The sequence below is a fragment of the Streptomyces sp. NPDC059201 genome (assembly GCF_042754585.1).
Lineage (GTDB): Bacteria > Actinomycetota > Actinomycetes > Streptomycetales > Streptomycetaceae > Streptomyces.
The window spans coordinates 249,963-271,219 of the sequence record NZ_JBHZBB010000011.1 but is presented as its reverse complement, the minus strand read 5'-3'; the positions used below and the strand labels follow the sequence as shown (position 1 = coordinate 271,219).

Annotated in this window: 23 protein-coding genes and 1 riboswitch; of the genes, 9 read left to right on the top strand and 14 right to left on the bottom strand. The window is 74.3% G+C overall.

All coding sequences use genetic code 11. From position 1 onward, the window contains the following. Nucleotides 1–37 precede the first annotated feature (37 nt). On the top strand, nt 38–1,156 hold the full coding sequence (locus tag ACFXMG_RS30965) for a mechanosensitive ion channel family protein (RefSeq protein ID WP_383818550.1): 1,119 nt from the start codon (nt 38–40) through the stop codon (nt 1,154–1,156). A gap of 23 nt (nt 1,157–1,179) precedes the next feature. On the opposite strand, the gene ACFXMG_RS30960 is transcribed toward ACFXMG_RS30965, so the two are convergent. The 7 genes from ACFXMG_RS30960 to ACFXMG_RS30930 all read right to left on the bottom strand — a co-directional run bounded on the left by ACFXMG_RS30960 (nt 1,180) and on the right by ACFXMG_RS30930 (nt 7,103). Continuing rightward, nucleotides 1,180–1,377: a hypothetical protein gene (locus ACFXMG_RS30960; protein WP_383818552.1), complete on the bottom strand. Its 198-nt coding sequence runs from the start codon at nt 1,375–1,377 to the stop codon at nt 1,180–1,182. 94 nt (nt 1,378–1,471) lie between these two features. Further along, nucleotides 1,472–2,113 (bottom strand): response regulator, encoded by a 642-nt coding sequence (locus ACFXMG_RS30955; RefSeq protein WP_383818554.1) that lies wholly within the window; start codon nt 2,111–2,113, stop codon nt 1,472–1,474. Continuing rightward, on the bottom strand, nt 2,106–3,428 hold the full coding sequence (locus ACFXMG_RS30950) for a sensor histidine kinase (protein WP_383818556.1): 1,323 nt from the start codon (nt 3,426–3,428) through the stop codon (nt 2,106–2,108). Before ACFXMG_RS30950 ends, ACFXMG_RS30955 begins: the two co-directional genes overlap by 8 nt. 35 nt (nt 3,429–3,463) lie before the next feature. Continuing rightward, nucleotides 3,464–4,225 (bottom strand): ABC transporter permease, encoded by a 762-nt coding sequence (locus ACFXMG_RS30945; RefSeq protein WP_383818558.1) that lies wholly within the window; start codon nt 4,223–4,225, stop codon nt 3,464–3,466. Between the two features lie 14 nt (nt 4,226–4,239). Further along, the gene (locus tag ACFXMG_RS30940) at nt 4,240–5,133 is read right to left on the bottom strand and encodes an ABC transporter ATP-binding protein (RefSeq protein ID WP_383818560.1); all 894 of its coding nucleotides are present in this window, start codon (nt 5,131–5,133) and stop codon (nt 4,240–4,242) included. Nucleotides 5,134–5,397: 264 nt separating this feature from the next. Further along, complete coding sequence (locus ACFXMG_RS30935) at nt 5,398–5,748, bottom strand: STAS domain-containing protein (RefSeq protein WP_383818562.1); 351 nt, start codon at nt 5,746–5,748, stop codon at nt 5,398–5,400. Between the two features lie 155 nt (nt 5,749–5,903). Next, nucleotides 5,904–7,103, bottom strand: a complete 1,200-nt coding sequence (locus ACFXMG_RS30930; RefSeq protein WP_383818564.1) for an MBL fold metallo-hydrolase — start codon at nt 7,101–7,103, stop codon at nt 5,904–5,906. Nucleotides 7,104–7,233: 130 nt separating this feature from the next. Here ACFXMG_RS30930 and ACFXMG_RS30925 point away from each other — a divergent pair, with 130 nt between their 5' ends. Beyond that, the gene (locus ACFXMG_RS30925; RefSeq protein WP_383818566.1) at nt 7,234–8,421 is read left to right on the top strand and encodes a Glu/Leu/Phe/Val dehydrogenase dimerization domain-containing protein; all 1,188 of its coding nucleotides are present in this window, start codon (nt 7,234–7,236) and stop codon (nt 8,419–8,421) included. A 96-nt stretch (nt 8,422–8,517) separates the two neighbouring features. Next, nucleotides 8,518–9,123: a TetR/AcrR family transcriptional regulator gene (locus tag ACFXMG_RS30920; protein WP_383818568.1), complete on the top strand. Its 606-nt coding sequence runs from the start codon at nt 8,518–8,520 to the stop codon at nt 9,121–9,123. A gap of 19 nt (nt 9,124–9,142) precedes the next feature. On the opposite strand, the gene ACFXMG_RS30915 is transcribed toward ACFXMG_RS30920, so the two are convergent. The 3 genes from ACFXMG_RS30915 to ACFXMG_RS30905 all read right to left on the bottom strand — a co-directional run bounded on the left by ACFXMG_RS30915 (nt 9,143) and on the right by ACFXMG_RS30905 (nt 11,571). Further along, on the bottom strand, nt 9,143–9,937 hold the full coding sequence (locus tag ACFXMG_RS30915; RefSeq protein WP_383818570.1) for an SIMPL domain-containing protein: 795 nt from the start codon (nt 9,935–9,937) through the stop codon (nt 9,143–9,145). A gap of 132 nt (nt 9,938–10,069) precedes the next feature. Then, nucleotides 10,070–11,119, bottom strand: a complete 1,050-nt coding sequence (locus ACFXMG_RS30910) for a DUF6745 domain-containing protein (RefSeq protein ID WP_383818572.1) — start codon at nt 11,117–11,119, stop codon at nt 10,070–10,072. A gap of 125 nt (nt 11,120–11,244) precedes the next feature. Next, on the bottom strand, nt 11,245–11,571 hold the full coding sequence (locus tag ACFXMG_RS30905; protein ID WP_383818574.1) for a hypothetical protein: 327 nt from the start codon (nt 11,569–11,571) through the stop codon (nt 11,245–11,247). Nucleotides 11,572–11,799: 228 nt separating this feature from the next. On the opposite strand from ACFXMG_RS30905, the gene ACFXMG_RS30900 reads away from it, so the two are divergent. The 5 genes from ACFXMG_RS30900 (at nt 11,800) to ACFXMG_RS30880 (ending at nt 17,028) form a co-directional block, all read left to right on the top strand. After that, the gene (locus ACFXMG_RS30900) at nt 11,800–12,759 is read left to right on the top strand and encodes an STM4015 family protein (RefSeq protein WP_383818576.1); all 960 of its coding nucleotides are present in this window, start codon (nt 11,800–11,802) and stop codon (nt 12,757–12,759) included. Continuing rightward, nucleotides 12,756–13,916 (top strand): STM4014 family protein, encoded by a 1,161-nt coding sequence (locus ACFXMG_RS30895; RefSeq protein ID WP_383818578.1) that lies wholly within the window; start codon nt 12,756–12,758, stop codon nt 13,914–13,916. Before ACFXMG_RS30900 ends, ACFXMG_RS30895 begins: the two co-directional genes overlap by 4 nt. An 83-nt stretch (nt 13,917–13,999) precedes the next feature. After that, a complete protein-coding gene (locus ACFXMG_RS30890; RefSeq protein ID WP_383818580.1) occupies nt 14,000–14,821 on the top strand; it encodes an STM4013/SEN3800 family hydrolase in 822 nt (273 codons plus the stop codon). Then, nucleotides 14,818–16,155: an STM4012 family radical SAM protein gene (locus ACFXMG_RS30885; protein WP_383818582.1), complete on the top strand. Its 1,338-nt coding sequence runs from the start codon at nt 14,818–14,820 to the stop codon at nt 16,153–16,155. The genes ACFXMG_RS30890 and ACFXMG_RS30885 overlap by 4 nt, the downstream gene beginning before the upstream one ends. A gap of 9 nt (nt 16,156–16,164) precedes the next feature. After that, complete coding sequence (locus ACFXMG_RS30880) at nt 16,165–17,028, top strand: STM4011 family radical SAM protein (protein WP_383818584.1); 864 nt, start codon at nt 16,165–16,167, stop codon at nt 17,026–17,028. On the opposite strand, the gene ACFXMG_RS30875 is transcribed toward ACFXMG_RS30880, so the two are convergent. Together ACFXMG_RS30875 and ACFXMG_RS30870 are read right to left on the bottom strand one after the other, a co-directional pair. Continuing rightward, complete coding sequence (locus tag ACFXMG_RS30875; RefSeq protein WP_383818586.1) at nt 17,015–17,818, bottom strand: SGNH/GDSL hydrolase family protein; 804 nt, start codon at nt 17,816–17,818, stop codon at nt 17,015–17,017. The genes ACFXMG_RS30880 and ACFXMG_RS30875 overlap by 14 nt on opposite strands. Before the next feature lie 160 nt (nt 17,819–17,978). Continuing rightward, nucleotides 17,979–18,968 carry a peptidoglycan DD-metalloendopeptidase family protein gene (locus ACFXMG_RS30870; protein WP_383818588.1) on the bottom strand — a complete coding sequence of 330 codons (990 nt, stop codon included), beginning with the start codon at nt 18,966–18,968 and terminating at the stop codon, nt 17,979–17,981. Nucleotides 18,969–18,972: 4 nt separating this feature from the next. Further along, nucleotides 18,973–19,136: riboswitch (cyclic di-AMP (ydaO/yuaA leader) on the bottom strand. Nucleotides 19,137–19,525: 389 nt separating this feature from the next. Between ACFXMG_RS30870 and ACFXMG_RS30865 the strand changes: the two genes are divergently transcribed. After that, nucleotides 19,526–20,347, top strand: a complete 822-nt coding sequence (locus ACFXMG_RS30865) for a tyrosine-protein phosphatase (RefSeq protein ID WP_383818590.1) — start codon at nt 19,526–19,528, stop codon at nt 20,345–20,347. Nucleotides 20,348–20,383: 36 nt separating this feature from the next. Here ACFXMG_RS30865 and ACFXMG_RS30860 read toward each other — a convergent pair whose 3' ends face one another. Together ACFXMG_RS30860 and ACFXMG_RS30855 are read right to left on the bottom strand one after the other, a co-directional pair. After that, on the bottom strand, nt 20,384–20,548 hold the full coding sequence (locus ACFXMG_RS30860) for a DUF6126 family protein (protein WP_383818592.1): 165 nt from the start codon (nt 20,546–20,548) through the stop codon (nt 20,384–20,386). 20 nt (nt 20,549–20,568) lie between these two features. Then, entirely contained in the window at nt 20,569–21,198 is a 630-nt protein-coding gene (locus ACFXMG_RS30855) for a helix-turn-helix domain-containing protein (RefSeq protein ID WP_383818595.1), read from the bottom strand. Nucleotides 21,199–21,257: the final 59 nt, after the last annotated feature.

The window sequence follows — 21,257 nt, the reverse complement described above, 5'->3', positions numbered from 1 at the left end:
GTGGTTTGACCGGCGCGCCGGCGGTGAGGCGAAGCCCATGGAGAACTCGCTGCGGCTGTTGATCGCCCTGTGCGGCGCCGCGCCCGCCGCGTACGCCGTCGTGCGGGTGGCGGACCTGGTGGCCCGGCGCGCCGATGCCCGGCGCCCCGGCACGCCCCTGTGGGGGCTGCTGCGCCGCTGTCGCACCCCCCTCTTCGTCGTGCTGTTCACGGCGCTGCTGGGCTGGGCGGTGCGCCTCACCGGCTGGGCACCGGCGCAGGACCACGCGGGTCTCGCCGACCGGATCCGGGTGCTGTGCCTGATCGGCAGTGGCGCCTGGCTGACGGTGCGGTTCGCGTCCGCGCTGGTGGAGTCCTCGTACGCGCGCTACGCCGGGCGCACGCCGGACCGGGCGCGGGTGCGCCGGGTGCGGACCCAGGTCACCCTGATCACCCGGGTCGTGTCGGTGGCCGTCGGGGTGATCGCCTGCGCGGTGGCGCTCGTGACCTTCCCCTCGTTCCGCGCGCTCGGCACCTCGCTGCTCGCCTCCGCCGGGATCATCGGCATCGTGGCGGGCGTGGCGGCGCAGTCGACCCTCGGCAACCTCTTCGCGGGATTCCAGATCGCGTTCGGCGACATGGTCAGGATCGGCGACACCGTCGTCGTCGACGGGGAGTGGGGGCTCGTCGAGGAGATCACCCTGACCTTCCTCACTGTGCGCACCTGGGACGAGCGGCGGGTCACCCTCCCGGTCTCGTACTTCACCTCCCGGCCCTTCGAGAACTGGTCGCGGGGCGGCGCCGAGATGACGGGCACGGTGTTCCTGCACTGCGACCACGCCACGCCGGTGCCGCTGCTGCGGGCGCGGCTGCGCGCCTTCCTCGACGACTGCCCCGGCTGGGACGGGCGCGGCTGGGACCTCGCGGTGACGGACACCTCGCCGACCGGCATCACCGTCCGCGCCCTGGTCACGACCAAGGACCCCGACGAGCTGTGGACGCTGCGCTGCGCCGTGCGCGAGGAGCTGGTCCGCTGGCTCACCGAGGAACACCCGTCGGCCCTCCCGAAGGTGGTCACGGGCCCGGCCCCGGAGCGCGGCGGAAGGCTGGAGCGCGAGCGGCCGCTGGAGCGCGAGAAGCCCCTGGGGCGGGAGAAGCCCCTGGGGCGGGACGACTGAAGGGACGGCGGGGCCGCGCGTGGTCAGCCGCAGCCGCCACACCCTCCGCACCCGCCGCCGCCACCACAACCGCCGCCACAGCTACTGCTGTTGCCACCGGCGCCGCCGTTGTCCTTGTCCTTCGACTTGCCCGGCGGTTCGCCGCCGGACGAGCCGCCGAAGGCCCTGACGAGCCCCCAGACCACCAGGACGACGACCGCGAAGCCCATCACTTCGGCCATGGCTCCCCCTACTCCCCCGAGGCGGTGAAGGTCCCGAGATGGGTGTACCCAACTACCCATTGTTCAGAGCCTTTTCACAGTACTGCGACGAGGGTCACGCGCGCCCGAGGATGCCCCGGTCGTATCCGGCGGCGACGGCTGCCGCCCGGTCCTTGACGGCGAGCTTGCCGTAGATGTGGGTGAGGTGCGTCTTCACCGTCGCCTCGCTGATGAAGAGTTCGGCGGCGATCTCGCGGTTGGAGGTGCCCCGGGCGACGAGGGCGAGGATCTCGCGCTCGCGGGCCGAGAGGGTGTCGTCGACGGGCGCGGCGGGCCGGCGCACGGCGCTGACGAGGCGGGTGGCGACCGTCGGGGAGAGGACGGTACGGCCCTCGGCCGCGGCCCGCACCGCGGCGAACAGCTCCTCGCGCGGCGCGTCCTTGAGGAGGTACCCGGTCGCGCCCGCCTCGATCGCGGGGAGCGTGTCGGTGTCCGTGTCGTACGTGGTGAGCACGAGGACCCGGGCGCGGGCGCCGTGCCGGGCGAGCGCGGCGATGGCGTCGACGCCGCCGCCCTCCGGCATCCGCAGGTCCATGAGGACGACGTCCGGATCGAGGGCGAGGGCCAGCTCGACGGCCTCGACGCCGCCGGACGCCTCGCCGAGGACCCGGAAGCCGGGGTCGCTCTCGAACATGCCGCGCAGACCGTCCCGGACGACCGGATGGTCGTCGACGACGAGCAGGGTGATCTCAGTCATGGTGCGCCAACGGTACGCGAACGGAGATCGCCGTGCCCTCGCCCGCCGCCGACTCGACGGCGACCGCCCCGGCGAGGCGCTCGGCGCGGGCCCGCATCCCGGCCAGGCCGAAGCCGCCGTGGGAGCTTCGGGCGGGCCGCGCGGCCGGGTCGAAGCCGCGGCCGTCGTCCGGGATGTCGAGGACGACCTCGTCGCCCATGTACGAGAGCGTGACGCCGGCGCGGGAGGCGCCGGAGTGGCGTTCGGCGTTGGCCAGCGCCTCCTGGGCGATGCGGAGCAGCGTGGCGGCGACCTCGTCGTGGAGGGGGCTCTCGGCGCCGGTGGCCGTGAACCGCGCGGCGATGCCGGTGCGTTCGGCCCAGGTGTTGACGGTCTTCGCCAGCGCCCGGGGCAGGGTGTCGTGCTCCAGGGCGACCGGGCTGAGGTCCTGCACGGAGCGGCGGGCCTCGCCGAGGCTGTGCCGGGCGAGGTCGGCGGCCCTCTGGTGGTGGACGCGGGCCTGGTCGGGGCCCGCGGCGTCGGCGGCCTGGAGCTGGGCGATGATGCCGGTGAGCCCCTGGGCGAGCGTGTCGTGGATCTCGGCGGCGAGCCTGCGGCGCTCGTCGGCGACGCCCGCTTCTCTTGCCTGGAGGACGAGTTGGGCCTGGAGGGTGGCGTTCTCGGCGAGCGCCTGCTCCAGCCGGGCGTTGGCGCGGGCGAGTTCGGCGATGGTCGCGGTCCGCTCGACGGCCTTCTCCGCCTCCTTCGCGCCGAGGTGGGCGAGTCCGACGGCGAGGCCGCCGTTCAGGAGGAACAGCCCGCCGAACGCGACCCATTGGAGCACGGAGGACGGCGGCAGCCCGCCGGCCTGGGACCCGGCCATGGTGAGCGCGACGACCAGCAGCCCGGTTCGGACGAACACCGGGCGGGGCGGCAGCAGTTGCACGGCGTCGAAGTACCCGACGCACGCGTAGACGGAGAAGAACGGGCTGAACCAGGTGAGCGCGAGCCCGAGCACCGTACGCACGGTGAAGTAGGCGACGGAGGCGGGTCCCGGCGCTCCGGGGACGAGCACGGCCCCATCGGCGCAAGCCTCCGCATCGCCCTCCGCCTCGCCTTCCACTCCCGGGGGTCGGCTCTGGCTCCGCTGCCGTACGTGCCAGACCAGTTGGAGGACAAGGGCGGCGGCGACGAGGACGCCCGCGACGGCCATGTCGCGTGCCGTCATCAGCTGGCCGGCGGTGGCCGCCGCGAGCCCGGTGGCGATGCCGAGGAGCGCGTAAGGCCCCCAGCGGAAGAACTGCCGCCACCTCTCCTCGACGGTCGCCGCGGCCATGCCCCGTACCCCCTCCACCGTTCGCTCCCCGTCCCTCATTCCCAGCGGAAGCGGCGAACGGCCGCCCCCGTCAGCGCGACCGCCCACAGCGCCACCACCCCGAGGGCGGCCAGGCTCGGCCATCCGCCGCGGGTGGCCTCGTCGAGGGCGCGCGAGGCGGCCCCGAACGGGGTGAACTGGACGATCTGGCGCAGGGTATCGGGCATGGCCTGGACGGGCACCCAGACGCCCGCGGTGAACATGGTGGGGAAGAAGACGACGGATCCGACGGCGGTGGCGATCTTCTGCGTGCGGGAGAGGGCGCAGACCGCCGCGCCGAGGGCGAGTCCGACCGCGACGGCGAGCAGCAGCGCGAGGAGGTATCCGGCGAGGTGGGCGGGGAGGGCGACGCCGAAGGCGGCCCGGCCGACCGCGATCACCAGCAGGGACGAGACCAGCGCGGCGGCGGCGTGCAGGACGAGCTGGGCGGTGAGCAGCGCGGCCGGGCGGACCGGGGTGGTGGACATGCGGCGCAGGATGCCGCGCTCGCGGTAGCCGGCGAGGACGGGCGGCATGGCCTGGAGGCCGGACATGATCAGGGCGAAGAGGACGGCGACGGGGACGTAGAGGTCGATGACGCGCCGTCCGCCGAGGTCGGCGGAGGGTTCCCGGAAGGACGGGATGAGGCCGAGGATCACCAGGAGGACGGTCGGCGAGACCATCACCCAGAACAGGGAGCCCGGTTCACGGGCGAAGAGGCGGGCCTCGGTCCTGAGGACCGCGCGCGTGGCGGAGGCCGGTGCGGTGGTGCTGGCCATGAGAGGGGCTCCCGTCAGGAGGTGAGGTCGAGGTACGCGTCGTCGAGGGTGGTGTCCGTGATGCGCAGGCCGCGTGCGGTGACGGCGCGGCGGGCGAGGAGCGACACGAAGGCGTCCACCGTGGCGTCGGTGCCGGTGACGACGGTGCGGCCGTCGCGCGTGGCCACGGCGGCGGCGCCGGGCAGGGCTTCGAGGTCGGCGTGCTCCAGCGGGCTGTCGGCGGCGAAGGAGATCACCCGGGCGGTGGCGGAGCGGCCGATGAGTCCGGCGGGGGTGTCGAGGGCGGTCACCCGCCCCCGGTCGATCACGGCGATCCGGTCGCAGAGGCGCTGGGCCTCCTCCATGACGTGGGTGACGAGGAGGACGGTCACGCCGTTCGCCCGGATGTCCTCGACGAGGTCCCAGGTGTCGCGGCGCGCGCGGGGGTCGAGGCCCGTGGTGAGCTCGTCGAGGACGACGGCGCGGGGGTCGCCGACGAGGGCGAGGGCGATGAACAGCCGCTGCTTCTGTCCGCCGGACAGCTTGCCGAACCGCACGTCCAGCCGGTCGTCGAGCCCGAGCCGCGCGGCGAGCGCGCGCCAGTCGGCGGGCCGCTCGTAGAAGGAGGAGTACAGCTCCAGCGCCTCCCGGACGGTGAGCTTGGCCTGGAGCTCGCTCTGCTGGAGCTGGACCCCGAGCAGCCGGGTGACCCGGTCGTGGTCGGCGACGGGATCGAGCCCCGCCACCCGCACGAGCCCGCCGTCGGGGACCCGCAGCCCGGCCACGCACTCGACGGTGGTGGTCTTCCCGGCCCCGTTGGGCCCGAGGATCCCGAAGATCTCCCCCTCCTCCACGGAGAAGGAGACCCCGTCGACGGCCTTCCGCCCCCCGTACGCCTTACGCAGTTCCCGTACTTCGATCATCGCCATGCACCCAGAGTCGCCCGCCCCCGACCCTTCGCACATCGGCCGTCAGGCTCGCCCCGCGATCAACCGATCGTCGGATCCCCTTACGACCCCCGGCCAACCGATCGGGCGGATCCCCTACGCCCCCCGGCCCGGTCTTCACCCATGGCGAGGGCCACACACGCACCCAGGCCCACCGATCACCACTGGCTTCGGAGGGTCCCTGGAGACAGGGAGCGCTGGGGCCGGCGGCCTGTCCGCCACCGGCCCCAGTTCTGTGCCGTCGCCCTACGACGCCGTGCTCACGCGATACGGGCCGGTCTGCTGCCGGGTGGAGGCGGCCACGCTCAGGAGGTGCCGAACGGACCGGGAGCGGTTCGCGAGGAGGAGGCGCCGGCCGCGCTGGGGCCACCAGTCCAGGACGGCGAGGAGCGCGGAGTCGCAGAAGGTGACGTGGGCGGTGTCCAGGACGAGGCCGGTGTAGCCGTCGTCCGCTGCCGAGGCCAGAAGGGTTCGCAGCGGTACGGCGCTGTAGTGGTCGATCTCCCCGGTGAGGTGGACGACCAGGGTGGTGCCGAGGGTCGTGCAGGAGGCGACGACTATCTCGCCGGGCGCGGCGTCCGCGCCCGAGTCGTGCACGGCAGGAGGGACGGGGGCATCGAGAGGAACGGTCAGTATGGGAGCTGTGCTTGCGGTACTCACACCCTCCCCAACGCCGCCCCCCAGGCACCAGGAACGGCCCCCGGCTGCTGTTCACCCCAAGTGACCAGCAGCGATCCCCGAAAAGAGGGAAGTCAGCGATCGCCCGCCAGGTCGAGATCGCGGCGGGGAGCCTCGCCAGGGTCCTTCACCGGCTTCGGGCGGTGCCACGGGCGGGCGAGGGGCTGGGAGACGCCACGCCACCACGGCTCGCCCGGCACCTTTCCGGTGGGCTCGAAGGGCTGGCCGGGCTGAGGGAGGGCCACCGTCTGACCGGCTTCCTCGGCCGCGTCCCGGGTCCACTCGCCCGGCTCCGCCCACGGGTGGGGGGCCAGGTTGAAGGTGCCCCAGTGGATGGGGAGGAGGACGCCTCCGGGGGCGCCGCCCTGGAGGTCGAGGTGGGCGCGGACGCCTTCCGCGGGGGTCATGTGGATGTCGGGCCAGAACTCGGAGTAGGCGCCGATCTGGATCATGGTGATGTCGAAGGGGCCGTGGGTGGCGCCGATGTCCTTGAAGCCCTGGAAGTAGCCGGTGTCGCCGCTGTGGAAGACGCGGTGGCGGGGGCCGCGGATTGACCAGGAGGCCCAGAGGGTGTGCTGCTGGTTGCGGATGGCGCGGCCGCAGAAGTGGCGGGCCGGGGTGGCGGTGAGGGTGAGGTCGCCGATCTCGGTGGACTCGTGCCAGTCCAGCTCGCGCAGGCGGGAGGCCGGGACGCCCCAGTGCTCCAGGTGGGCGCCGACGCCGAGCGGGACGGCGAAAAGGGTGTCCGTGGAGGCCAGCGCCTTGATGGTCGGCAGGTCCAGGTGGTCGTAGTGGTCGTGGGAGATCACGACGACGTCGACGGGGCCGAGCGCGGCGAGCGGCGCGGGCGCCGGGTGGAGCCGCTTGGGGCCGACGAAGGAGAACGGAGAGCAGCGCTCTCCCCAGACCGGGTCGAAGAGGATCCGTACGCCGTCGATCTCGGCGAGCACGCTGGAGTGGCCCAGCCAGGTGATCCGCAGACCGCTGGCGGCGGGGCGGGCGAGGTCGGCCACCGTCGTCGGGTGGACCGGGATCACCCCCGCCGGGGCCCGGCGGGCGCGCGCCTCCCGCTCGAAGTAGATCTTCATAAGTTCGGTGGTCGAGCCGGAGGGACCGCGCCGGGCCTCCTCGGGGTTCTGGAAGACGCCGTCGGCGAAGTGCGGCGAGCGGCGGATGCGGGCCAGCCGCTCCCCCGTGGGGTCGGCGCCGAAGGACTCGGGCCGCAGGGCGCGCAGCCGGGCCCGCAGCGAGCGGTCGGGGCCGGTACCGGTCACAGGTCCTCCTGAACTCTGGGGGTCGTTCCATTATGGGCGGCCGCGCCGGGGACCGTCCCTCCCCGTCCGTCATACTGTCCCCGTACTGAATCGTCATTCAGTAAATGAGCCGCCGCCTCGGAGGAATGCCTTGACCCCCCTGCCCGCCGCCCCGCTCCTCTCCCTCACCTGGACCGACCACGTCACCGGCCGCCAGGGCCATCTGGTCGTCGACCGGCTGATCCGGGGCGTGGCGAGCGGCGGACTGCGGATGCGCGCGGGGTGCACCGCCGAGGAGGTCGCCGGGCTCGCCCGCGGGATGACCATGAAGGAGGCCCTGCACTACGACCCGTCCGCGCGGTACGTGCCGCTGGGCGGCGCCAAGGGCGGCATCGACTGCGATCCGCGCTCCCCCGAGGCGTACGGCGTCCTCGTCCGCTACCTGCGGGCGATGCGGCCGTACGTGGAGCGGTTCTGGACCACCGGGGAGGACCTGGGGCTCACCCAGGAGACCGTCGACCGGGCCGTCGCCGAGGCCGGGCTCGACTCCTCGGTGCAGGCCGTCTTCCCGCTCCTGGAGGACGAGGCGGCCGCCCGGAAGCGGCTCGCGGACGCCTTCGCGATCGAGGTCGACGGGATCGGCCTGGACGCCCTGGTCGGCGGGCTCGGCGTGGCCGAGTCGGTGCTGGTCGCGCTGGACCGGGCCGGGCGGGCGTACGCGGACACCCGGGTCTCCGTGCAGGGCTTCGGCACCATGGGCGCGGCCACCGCCCGCTTCCTCGCCCGCGCCGGGCTGCGGGTCGTCGCCGTCGCCGACGTGCGCGGCACGGTCGTGAACCCGGACGGGCTCGACGTCGAGGCGCTGATCGCCGCCCGGGACGGGCACGGCACCGTGGACCGCGCGGCCCTGCGCCCCGGCGACCGCGAGGCCCTTGGGGACGCCTGGCTCGCCGTCGACGCGGAGGTGCTGGTGCCGGCCGCCGTCTCGTACGCCATCGACGCCGGGAACCAGGAGCGGATCACGGCCCGCTGGATCGCCGAGGCCGCGAACATGCCGGTGCTCCCCGAGGCCGAGGCGGCCCTCGCCGCGCGCGGGGTCACGGTGCTGCCGGACGTGGTGGTCAACTCCTGCACCAACGCCTGGTGGTGGTGGACCCTCTTCGGCGACGTCGAGGCCGACGCGGACCAGGCGTTCGCCCGGGTACGCGGCGCGATGCGGGACCTGACGGGCCGGGTGCTCGACCGGGCCGGGGCCGACGGCGTGCTCCCCCGCGCGGCGGCGCACGCCCTGGTGGCGGAACGGCTGCCGGTGATCGCGGAGCGGTACGGCTGGTACTGACCGGGCCACCCGCCCCGGCCCGTCCCCGCTCACCCCGCCCACCCCCCGGCAGCACGGAGATCATGACTCCGGCATGTGCTGTGTAGGCTGCTCGACGTGGCGAGAGTGCGGTTGAGCGTGGCCGAGCGGCGCGAGGAGCTGCTGCGGGCCGCCGTCGAACAGATCGAGGCCCGGGGCGCCACCGCTGTCCGGATCGCCGACGTGGCCGCCGCCCTCGGCGTCAGCAACGCGCTGGTGCTCTACCACTTCTCCACCAAGGAACAGCTGGTCGCGGCGGCCTTCGCGCACGCGGCCGAGGGCGATCTCGCCCAGCTGCGCAAGATCCTCGGGCGCCGCTCGACGGCGGCGCGGCGGCTGCGGGCCGCCGTCCGCTGGTACGCCCCTACCGGGCAGGCCAAGGGCTGGCGGCTGTGGATCGAGGCATGGGCGGCCGGGCTGCGCGACCCGGAGCTGCGCAGGGTCGCCGCCTCGCTCGACCGGGAGTGGAAGGCGGCGCTGACCGCCGTGATCGAGGAGGGCGTCGCCGCCGGCGAGTTCCCCTGCCCCGACCCGACCGGTGCCGCGTGGCGGCTCACCGCCTACCTGGACGGCCTCGCCGTCCAGACGACCGTCTACGCCGGCGGCCTCTCCCGGACGGCGATGCTCCAGTGGGCGGACGCCGCCCTCGACCGCGAGCTCGGCGTCTCCCGCGACCAGGGCTGACCCCCCACGCGGACGCGCGTCAGAGCAGTTCGAAGACCGCCGAGACCGTGACCTGCTCCTCGATCTCGCCGGGGGCGAGCGGGACACTCGGCTCGTCGGCCGGCATGGACGGGACCGCGCCGTGGCCGGGGCGCAGCGAGTCGCCCTCGCTGAGCGAGACCAGCCGGCCGAGGCGGTGGCCGCTCAGCCGGGCGTGCTGGGACGCCTTCTCGTACGCGTCCCGGAAGGCGGCCTCGCGGGCCTTGGCGCGCAGCTCCTTCGGGTCGGCCACGTCGAAGACGACCCCGTGCACCCGGCCGGCGTTCCCGGTGGCGCCGTTGACGGCCCCGATGACCTGCCCGGTCCGGTCGATGTCCCGGACCTTCACGGAGAAGGTCTGGCCCGCCTGGTAGCCGGTCACCTTGGACTCGCCGCCGGTCGCCTGGGTGTACACGGGGTTGAGGGAGAGGCTGTCGGTACGGATGTCCCGGTCCTCGATGCCCTCCTTGCGCAGGACGGCGAGCAGCGCCTCGGCGGCGGTGCTCTGCGCCGCCATCGCGTCCTTCGCCGTCGCCCTGGTGGCCTCCACGCCCACCGACAGGATCGCCAGGTCGGGCGCGGCGGAGGCGCTGCCGCTGCCCGTCACGGTCACCGTGGCGGGCGCCTCGGCCTTGACGGCGGCGGGCGGGGCGGAGCGCTCCGACGCGGCGGCCACCGCGGGGGCGGAGGCGGCGAGGAGCCCGCCGAAGACGACGCCGGCAGCGGTGGCGGCGGCGAGCAGCCGGGCGGCGCGGGCGCCGCGGTGCGGGAGGGTGGGCGCGGGGCGGTGCGGCACGGGCGGTCCCTTCGGGGATGGGGTGCCGGTGGGACTCCGGCGCGCACATCCCAGCACCCGGGGCCGCCGCCTCCCGGGCGCCACTCCTGACCGGCGCCGCCCTTCACCTCTCCGTACCAGCGGCGGGGCGGTTCAGGTCTGGACGAGCGGCTCGTACACCTCCTCGCCCAGGCCGAAGGTCCAGGCCACGCCCTCGCGGGCGGTCCGGGTGCGGGGCGGCACGCGGAGCCAGTAGGTGCGGTGGCTGCCGTCGGGTTCGGGCGTCGAGTTGACCACCTCGACCATGACGACGTCCTCGTCGTCGTCCAGCGCGATCCGCCACAGGACACCCGCCTCGTCCCGGCCCTCGGGAATGGCCCCTGAGGCTTCGAGGTAGCGCTCGTAGCCGTAGAACTCCAGCATCACGCGGCGGAGTTCGGCGTTCTCCTCCTCCCGGATCCGCTCCGGGGTGAGGTCCCCGAGCCCGGCGAGGAAGTCGGGCGTGACGGGCATGCCCCGCCAGGCGTGGAGGGCGAAGCCGTCCCGGTGGGCGAGCGCGGGGCCGTCGCCCCGGTCGAGCCGGCCGGCCTCGTCCCGGTGCAGTTCGACGGGGCGTTCGCAGACGACGACGGCCTTCTCGTACGGCCACCACCAGCCGGCCCGCTCCGCGACGGCGGCGAGCCCGGCGAGCCGGTTCCCGTGCCCGTCGAAGGCGGCGAGCCAGGCGGCGTCCTGCTGGCCGAGCACCGCGTCGTACAACAGGTCGCGCCCGGCGAGTTCGGTGAGGGCGCCAGGCTCCTCCCGCTCCCCGAGCACGTCCAGGATCCCGGCCCTGATCCGCTCGGCGAGCGCCCGCGTCGGCTCCCAGAGCCGGGCGCCGGTGGCCTGCCAGTGCGCCGTCCACCCGGCCGGTCCGAGCGCGTCGTGCAGTCTGCGGCGCTCCTCCGCCCAGGGCAGGGTCCGCACCTCCTCCCGCACCGAGCGCCCCCGGTCGGCGAGACCCGCGACGAGCTCGACCCCGGCGAGCGGCGAGTCCGCCCACACCACCCGCTCCGGCGCGGGCAGCCCGGCGGAGCCGTAGGCCAGCCGGATCCCCGCCTCGACGGCGGTCCGGTCGGCGGGCCCGGTGGCGGCGGCGACACGCCGCCACTTCTCGTACACGTCAACCCCGTCGAGACCCCCGACCACGCCACCGTCGCTCATCGTCCCGTCCCCCACGCCCTCATCCCCCACACCCTCGTCCCCCGACATCCGCTTCCCCATCCCCGTCCCCATCCCCATCCCCGTCCTCGTCCTCGTCCCGCTCCCGACTCTCATCCCCCGGCCCCTCAGTCCGCCACGATCCGGAACGCGCCCGGCACGTACTCCCGCTGCCGCACCACGCGGTACCAGCCCCGGGGCAGGACGATCGGCGCGTGTTCCTCGTGCACCAGCCGCCCGCCCTCGGGCAGTTCGAGCAGGAAGGGGCCGTACGGCCCCGGTTCGGGCACCAGGCGGCCGGGGCCGGGGACCGCGTGGGCGTGTCCGGTGACCTCGCCGAACGCGAGCACGAGCCGTCCCCGCCCGTCCCTCGGCTCGCCCTTCGCGTCCTTCGCCCGGGCGGGCACGGCCCGCTCGTCGACGGGCACGATCAGCACGTCCCCCTGCCGGTACATGGCTCTCCCCTTCCCCGTCCGGAACCCAGTGCCCGAACACGAGAACGACGCTAGAGGCCGCCACTGACAACGCGTCGGATCAAGCACCCGATCCGGCACCCGCGGGACCCCGTTGTCGGTGCCGCTTGGTAGAACTCTTGCCGTCAGTCCGTACTGTCGTCCGCCCGTACTGCCGTCAGCCCGTACTGTCGTCCGTCCGTACAACCGTCCGTCGTCTGGAGCACCGTCATGACCATTGGGGCCCACCTGGAGGAGTTCCACGGCCTCCCCGTCTTCGACCTCCCGGACGCCGAGTCGCGCGCCGAGCTGCCCGACGCGGCCGCCGTGGCCTGGCGGCTGTCGAGCCCGACGTACCGCGACGCCGACGAGGAGAGCTGGGACGCCGTCTTCGCGCGCTTCCTGAAGACCGTGGAGACCGGACGTGTCCGCGCGATCGTCGTGGGCGGCTGGGAGGACGCGTACGACACCTCCTCGGCCGCGATCGTCACCGCGCTCATCGGGGCCAACGACCGGTTGACCGCCCTGGAGGCGGTCTTCCTCGGGGACATGACCTTCGAGGACTGCGAGATCTCCTGGATCGTCCAGTCCGACGTGACGCCGCTGCTCGCCGCCTACCCGGCGCTGCGGGAGTTCGGCGTGCGCGGCGGCAACGGACTCGCCTTCCCCTCGGTGCGTCACACCGGCCTGGAGACCCTGGTCGTGGAGACCGGCGGGCTCGGCGCCGAGGTCGTGCGCGGCATCGCCGGGAGCGACCTGCCCGCGCTGGAGAACATCGAACTGTGGCTCGGGACGGACGAGTACGGCGGCGACTCCTCGCCCGGCGACCTCGCGCCGCTGCTCTCCGGCGAGACCTTCCCCGCCCTGCGCAGCCTGGGGCTGTGCAACAGCGTCGTCCAGGACCAGGTGGCCGCCGCCGTGGCGGGCGCCCCGGTCGTCGCCCGCCTGGAGCGGCTCGACCTCAGCATGGGCGTGCTCACCGACGAGGGCGCGGCCGCGCTGCTCGACGGGCAGCCGCTGACCCATCTGCGGGAGCTGGACCTGGAGCACCACTACCTCTCGGAGCCCATGCGGGAACGGCTGACCGCCGCGCTCGTGCCGCACGGGGTACGGGTCGTGCTGGACGACCCGCAGTCCCCGGAGGACGACGGCGACGGGGACGTCTGGCGCTACGTCGCCATCGCGGAATGACCTCCGGCCCGCGCCTCGTCGTCGTCGGCGACCCGGCGGGGCGGCGCGTCGCGTTCTTCCAGGACGCGCTGCGCGCCGCCGGGCTGCCCGGGGCGCGGGTGGTCGGCTGGACGGACGTCCTGCACGGCCGGGCCCGCTTCGCGGCGGGCGAGACCGTGCGGGTCGACTCGCCCGGGGAGGTGCCCGAGGTGGACCGGCTGCTGCGCGGCACCGAGGATCCGGCCCGGGTGGAGGGCGGCCGGGTCTGGTACGAGCGGTTCACCGCCGCCGTCGCCGGGCTGGCCGCCGAGGCCGCGCGGGCCGGCGCGGTGCTGGTGGACGACCCGGCCGAGACGGCGGTCCTCTTCGACAAGCGGCTCACCCACGGGCGGCTCGCCGCCGCCGGGGTGCCCGTCCCGGCCTCGCCGACCTCCGGTCCCGGCGGGGCTCCGGTGCGGGGCTGGGACGACCTGGTGGCGCTGATGGCCGGCACCGGGCTGCGCCGGGTCTTCGTCAAACCGGCCCACGGCTCCTCCGCCTCCGGGGTGCTGGCCGTGGAGACGGCCGGCGCGGGCCGGGTGCAGGCCGCCACCTCCGTCGAGCGGGACACGGCCGGACGGCTCTTCAACTCGCTGCGGGTGCGCCGCTACACGGGCGAGCGGGAGGTCGGCGCCCTGGTCGACGCGCTCGCGTCGGACGGGCTGCACGTGGAGCGCTGGCTGCCGAAGGCGGTCCAGGGCGGCCGGGCGGCCGACCTGCGGGTGGTCGTGACCGGCGGGCGCGCCACCCACGCGGTGGTCCGCACCAGCCGCTCGCCGCTGACCAATCTGCACCTCGGCGGCGCCCGGGGCGACCTCGCCGCCGCGCGGACCGCGATCACCGCCGCCGGCTGCCGCTGGGAGGACGCCCTCGGCGTCTGCGAGCGGGCGGCGGCGGCCTTCCCCGGCACCCGGTGCGTCGGCGTGGACCTGCTGCCGGGCGCCGGCTGGCGCCGCTTCGCGGTCGGCGAGGTCAACGCCTTCGGGGACCTGCTGCCCGGCCTCACCGGCCTCCCGGACAGCGGCGCCGAGGGCCTGGACACCTACGGGGCACAGGTCGCCGACCTGCTCAGCGCCTTCCCCACGCCGCACGACACCGCGATACGTACCCCAGGCACCACAGGAACGAGCACCACGTGAACCAGCCCCACCCCGCGACCCGGCCCGACCCTGTGAGCCGACCCGACCCCGCGAACCGGCCCCACCCCGTGAGCCGACCCGACATGAACACGATCGTCGGTAGCCACGACCTGCTCCTGGTCACCCTCGACACCCTCCGGTACGACGTGGCCGCCGAGCTGGCCGCCGCCGGCCGCATCCCGAACCTGGCCCGCCACCTCACGGACGGGCGCTGGGAGCGGCGGCACGCCCCCGGCAGCTTCACCTACGCCTCCCACCAGGCGATCTTCGCGGGGTTCCTGCCGACGCCGGCCGCGCCCGGCCCGCACCCCCGGCTCTTCGCCGCCCGGTTCGCGGGCAGCGAGACCACCGCCGACGGCACGTACGTGTACGACTCCCCCGACCTGGTCTCGGCGCTCGCCGCCGACGGCTACCGGACGGTGTGCATCGGCGGCGTCGGCTTCTTCAATGGACAGCCCCCGCTCGGCTCGGTGCTGCCCGGACTCTTCCAGGAGAGCCACTGGGAGCCCTCCTTCGGCGTCGCCTCGCCGACCTCCTTCGAGGCGCAGGTCGCGCGCGCCGAGAAGGTGGTGGCGGCGCTCCCGGCGGACCGCCGGCTCTTCCTCTTCGTGAACGTGTCGGCGCTGCACCAGCCCAACTGGTTCCACACGCCGGGCGCGAGCCGCGAGGCCGGCGACACCCGGGCCACCCACGCGGCGGCCCTGGAGTACGTCGACCGGCACATCGGGCGCCTGTTCGCGGCGATGTCCAGCCGCCGCCCCTGCTTCGCCGTGGTCTGCTCGGACCACGGCACGGCGTACGGCGAGGACGGCTTCACGGGTCACCGGCTCGGCCACGAGGTGGTGTGGACGGTGCCGTACGCGCAGTTCACGCTCGACGGCCCCCGGAAAGGAGCCGACGCGTGACCGGCGGCCCGCTCCCGCGCCCGTACCGCTCGTACGTGTACGCCTACCCGCACAAGACGGCGTACCGCCCGCTGCCCGCCCGGCCGGAGCTCGCCTCGCTCTGGGCGGACGAGCCGAAGGACGCCCTCTCGCTCTACGCGCACATCCCGTTCTGCGAGGTCCGCTGCGGCTTCTGCAACCTCTTCACCCGGATCGGCGCCCCCGACGAGCTGACGACCCGCTATCTCGACGCGCTCGACCGGCAGGCCGTGGCGGTCCGGGAGGCGCTGGGCGACGCGGCGCCGGTGCGGTTCGTGGCGGCGGCGTTCGGCGGCGGCACGCCCACCTTCCTGACCGCCGCCGAGCTGGAGCGGCTCTGCGACATCGCCGAGCACCGCATGGGCGCCGACCTGCGGGCGGTGCCGCTCTCCGTCGAGACCTCCCCGGCCACCGCCACCGCCGACCGGCTCGCCGTCCTCGCCGCGCGGGGCGCGACCCGGCTCAGCATCGGCGTGCAGAGCTTCGTCGACGCCGAGGCGCGGGCGGCGGTCCGGCCGCAGCGCCGGGCGGACGTGGAGGCGGCGCTCGGCCGGATCCGGGACGCCGGGGTGCCGGTGCTGAACATCGACCTCATCTACGGCATCGACGGGCAGACCGAGGAGTCCTGGCGGTACTCGCTGGACGCGGCGCTCGCGTGGCGGCCCGAGGAGCTGTACCTCTACCCGCTGTACGTGCGCCCGCTGACCGGCCTCGGCCGCTCGGGCCCCGCCGAGTCGGACCGGGCGTGGGACGAGCGGCGGCTGCGGCTCTACCGGCTCGGCCGGGACCACCTCCTCGCGCACGGCTACGAGCAGGTGTCGATGCGGATGTTCCGCCGGGCCGGGGCGGCCCCGTCCGGTCCGGACGACCACGCCTGCCAGACGGACGGCATGATCGGCCTGGGCTGCGGCGCCCGCTCGTACACCGCGTCGCTGCACTACTCCTTCGACTACGCGGTCGACATGCGGGAGATCCGGTCGATCATCGACGCCTACACGGAGACCGGGGACTTCTCCCGGGCGCAGGTCGGCCGGTGGGTGGACGGGGCGGAGGCGCGCCGCCGCCATCTCCTCCAGTCGCTGCTCCAGGCGGAGGGCATGGAGCTCGCCGGGTACGAGAAGCGGTTCGGGTCCCCGGCGTACGAGGACTTCCGTACGGAGCTCGACCGGTTCGCGGCCCTCGGCTGGCTGGACGGGGCGGCGCCGGACGGGCTGCTCAGGCTGTCGGCGGAGGGGCTCGCGTACTCGGACGGGCTCGGTCCCGAGCTGTTCTCCCCCGCCGTACGGGCCGCGATGGCCGCGTACGAGCCGAAGTAGGGGCCGGCCGTGGACCTGACGCTGCTGTACCGGGGGCCGCTCGCCTCCTGCGACTACGACTGCCCGTACTGCCCCTTCGCCAAGCGGCGGGACAGCCCGGAGACGCTGCGGGCGGACCGGGCGGCCCTGGAACGCTTCACCGGCTGGGCCGCCGGGCAGACCGGGGACCGGCTGCGGATCCTCTTCACCCCGTGGGGCGAGGGCCTGGTCCGCTCCTGGTACCGGCGGGCGATGGTCGAGCTGTCGCGGCTGCCGCACGTGGAGCGGGTGGCGATCCAGACCAATCTGAGCTGCCGGACCGCGTGGCTGGACGAGGCCGACCTCGGGTCGCTGGCCCTGTGGTGCACGTACCACCCCGGCCAGACCCCGTACGACCGCTTCCTCGGCAAGGCGCTCGACCTGGCGGCCCGGGGCGTCCGGTTCAGCGTGGGCGTCGTGGGCCTGCCCGAGCACCACGCGGAGGCGCTGCGGCTGCGGGCCGCGCTGCCCGGCCACGTCTACCTGTGGGTGAACGCCGCCGAGGGGCACACGTACACCGACGCGGAGGCGGCGGCCTGGTCGGAGATCGACCCGCTCTTCGGCTACAGCCGGCATCCGCACCGCTCGGCGGGGCTGCCCTGCCGGACCGGCGAGTCGGTGGTGTCGGTGGACGGGGAGGGGACGGTGCGGCGCTGCCACTTCGTCAGGGCCGAGCTGGGCAACCTGTACGACGGCTCGTACCGTGCCGCGCTGCGGCCGCGCGCCTGCCCCCTCGCCATCTGCGACTGCCACATCGGGTACGTCCACCTGGAGACGCTGCCGCTGTACGACGTCTTCGCCGGCGGGGTCCTGGAGCGGATCCCCGCCGGCCGTCCGGGAGCTACAGGGGCATGAGGTCGGGGCGCTTGGCCTCGACGTGGTCCCCTGAGCTCTCGCCGCGCAGCCGTCGGCCGATCCACGGCACCAGGTACTCGCGCGCCCAGAGGATGTCGTCGCGGCGGACCTCCAGCGGACCGCGGACGGGCAGCGGCGGCCACGCCTGGTCCGGGTCGGCCGGCACCGGCAGGCCGAGGACCTGGGCGGCGCGCAGCGCGACCCGGGTGTGGCCCTCGGGCGAGAGGTGCAGCCGGTCGTCGTCCCAGGCGCGCCGGTCCTGGACCGAGCGCAGCGACCACAGGTCGAGGACCGGGCAGTCGTAGCGGTCGGCGATGGCGCGGACATGGGCCGTGTACGTGGCGATCTTGCCGCGCAGGTGCTTGAGGACCGGCACGTCGCGGGTGTCGAAGCCGGTGGTCACCATGACGGTGCCGACGGCGGAGGTGAGGTCCCGCACGGCCCGCTCGAAGCGCTCGGCGACGTCGTCGGGGTCGGTGCCGGGGCGGATGATGTCGTTGCCGCCCGCGCAGAAGGTGACCAGGTCGGGGGCGAGCTCCTTCGCCCGGGGGACCTGTTCGGCCACGATCTGGTCGAGGAGGCGGCCGCGGACCGCCAGGTTCGCGTAGCGGAAGCCCTCGTGGTCCGGAAGCTGGTCGGCGAGGAGCACCGCGAAGCGGTCCGCCCAGCCGACGAACGTCCCGTCGGGACCCGGGTCCCCGACGCCCTCCGTGAAGCTGTCACCGATCGCCGCGTACGACCCGAAGGACCCGAACGTGTTCTCGTCTGTTGCTCTCGAATCGTCTGCCACGGAAGCACATCCTTCCTTTTCGGATGTGACCTACGCGACCGTAAGGAGGGGTTGACGGCGGGTGATATATGCCACCGATAAAGAGTTTGCCAAGCCGGAATAGGGCGAAGGCCCGGCACCAGGGGTGCCGGGCCTTCGTGTGGCCGTGGGGCCGGACGGGTCAGATCGACACGCCGTGCTGGCGCAGGTAGGCCAGCGGGTCGATGTCCGCGCCGTAGCTCGGCGAGGTGCGGATCTCGAAGTGCAGGTGCGGGCCGGTCGAGTTGCCGGTGGAGCCGGAGAGACCGATCTGCTGGCCGCCGCTCACGGACTGGCCGGAGGAGACGGAGAGGGAGGAGAGGTGGGCGTACTGCGAGTAGTTGCCGTCGGCGTGCTGGATGACGACCTCGTTGCCGTAGGCGCCGCTCCAGCCGGCGGAGACGACCGTGCCGGCGCCGACGGCGCGGACGGTGGTGCCGGAGGAGGCGATGAAGTCGGCACCGGTGTGGTAGCCGGAGGACCACATGGAGCCGGAGGCGCGGTAGGGGGTGGAGACGCCGCCGCCGGCGACGGGGGCGACCCAGCCGGAGGAGGTGGACTGCGCGGCGGCCGGGGCGGCGGCGCGCTCGGTGGAGCGCGAGGCGCGGGTCTGCTCGCCGGAGGACTGGGTCTTCTGGGCGGCCTTGCGCTCGGCCTTCGGAGCGGCCTTCGGGGCGGCCTTGGCGGCGGCCTTGGGCGCGGACTGCGCGGCGGCGGGCTTCGGGGCGGCGGCCTTGGCGGGGTTCTTGGCGCCGAGGGTGAGCTTCATGCCCGGCAGGATCAGGGAGGGGTTCCCGCCGACGACCTGGCGGTTGTCGGAGTAGAGCTTCTGCCAGCCGCCGGCGACGTTCTGCTCGGCGGCGATCTTCGACAGGTAGTCGCCGGCGACGACGGAGTACGTCTTCGGGGCGGCGGCCTGGGCGGCCGGCGCGGCGGCGGCCTGGGTGTGGACGTGCGCGGCGGCGCTCACCACGGCGCTGGAGACGGCGGCCGGGGCGGCCTGCTCGGCGGCGTGGGCGCCGGTGGCGCCGAGGAGCGGCAGGGCGACGACGGCGCCACCGGTGCCGGCGGCGACGAGGCCACGGGTGATGAGGGTGGACTTCTGGCGGCGGTGCTTACCCTTCACGGGCATGGCGAATTCCTCTCCGGCGCCTGCGAGGTGAGCTGTCGGGTTCGGACTGGAGATGCCCGGCCGCGTTTCTCACGCGGCTTCACCCCTAGCCGTCCTGCGTCGCGGGACCGGCGTACTTCCTTGGGTCCCCCGCTCCTGCCACGCGATGGGATGGGGTCGAATTCCGGGCGGTGGCAGGATTCGGCGGTCCGACCGGATTGACGGCGACGCTAGACGAGCGGGGTCGGCGCGAACAAGCCACGGAATTCGACGGGCATTCCGGGACGATCTTCGGGCCCGGAATTCCGGTCACCCTCCGTCGATGACGGTCCCTCGATTCCCTTTTCAGGGAGGGTGATTGATCCGGGCGGTCGGCCACGATCCGTCACTTCTATGACCCTGCTCACGCGCCGCATTCCATCTCCCCCGCAACCAGGGCGCGTTACCGCAAGACCCTCCAATACGGACAGATCGCCCATTACCGACCAGGGGGGTGCGCCAGGCCCTGCGCGCCGGGATGATTGCGGGGGGAACCGATCTCGTCCCGGTCCCGCTGACGCCTACCCCCAGGAGCATCCGTGACGCAGCAGTCGCCGCAGGTCCACCCCCTCGAACCCGGCGAGCCCGAGCTCGCCGAGGTCCGCAACTTCCGGGACGTGGGCGGCCTGCCGACCACGGACGGGCGGGCCGTCCGGCCCGGCGCCCTCTTCCGCAGCGGTCACCTCGCCGACGCCACCGAGTCCGACGCGGCCTTCCTCTCCGACCTCGGGCTGCACACGATCTTCGACTTCCGCAACGCCGCCGACGCCAAGGTGGAGGGGCCCGACGTCGAGCTCCCGGGCGTACGGAACGTGAACATACCCCTGAGCGACCCGGCCGACGGCAAGGAGTTCTGGCGGATGGTCCGCGAGGGCGACCTCGGCACGCTGCGGAACCTGCTGGGCGACGGCAAGGCGGCGGACCGGATGACGTCCTCGTACCGCCGGATGATCGTGGAGCGGACCGCCGAGCACAGCCGGGTCCTGCACTCCCTCGCCGAGGAGTCCGTCCCGGCCCTGATGCACTGCGCGGCCGGCAAGGACCGCGCCGGGCTCTCGATCGCGATCACCCTGCTCGCGCTGGGCGTGGAGCGCGAGGCCATCGAGGCCGACTACGTGAAGTCCGACGCGCCGCACCGCCGCTACAAGGTGCGCCGCAGCTCCACCGCCCGGGACGCGATGGCGCCCGAGGTGATGGAGCTGCTGAGCCCGCTCTTCGACGCGCGGGTGGAGTACCTGAGGGCCGCCTTCGAGACGATCGACGCGACCTGGGGCTCCGTCGACACCTACCTCGCGGAGGGCCTGAAGCTCGCGCCCGAGACCCTGGCGCGCCTGCGGGAGCGGCTGCTCACGGCGGCGTGAGTGCCAGCGGGCCCGGAAACCGCTACTGCGCGACGACTACTGGTTCTGCCCGCCGAGCATGAAGAGCAGGTAGAGGAAACCGGCGAAGAGGTGACCGGCGATCAGGTAGGCGAAGAGGCGGAGCACCAGCCCCTTGGGGAACTTCCCCTCGCCGCGCTCTTCGCCGGTGCCCGGGGCGGAATGTGCTGACTTGTCGGACATGTCGACCAACCTTCGGAGGCTCAGCGGGAGTGCGGGGCGCCGCCGCCCAGGCACAGCTCGGCGGCGGGGCTCTGGAGGAGCGTGTGGACGAACAGCACCTCGGCGCCGGCGCGGCCGGCCGCGCCGATCCGGTGCGGGGTGAGCGAGTCGAAGTGCGCGCTGTCCCCGGGGTCGAGCAGGTGCACCGCCTCGCCGAGGGCGAGCCGGACCTGTCCTTCGAGGACGTGCAGCCACTCCTCGCCGGGGTGGACGCGCACGATGTCGGCCCGGGTGGCGTACGGCACATGGACGCGCAGGCACTGCATGGCCCGGCCGGCGCCGCCCGCCTGCCGGTAGACCCAGCCGTCCGCCTCGACCGGCTCGGAGCGGCCGGCCCGGACCACCGGGTCGCGTTCCGGCGGGGTCTCCCCCAGCAGCTCGGCGACCGTCGTACCGTAGATACGGGCCAGGGCCAGCAGCATCGGCAGCGAGGGCTGCCGGTTCCCGGTCTCCAGGCGCGAGAGGTGCGCCGGGGAGAGCCCGGCCCGCTGGGCGGCCGCCTCCAGGGTGAACCCCCGGCGCCGGCGCAGGGCCCGCAGCTGCGGGGCGACGTCGGGCAGGATCTCGGGAGCGGCGGTTTCCGGGGCGGGGCCCCGGGGGACGTGGTCCATGGGTCCATTCCGCCAGGAACGTGCCTCTGAGGCAAGTTTCTTGCCCCAGAGGCAAAAAC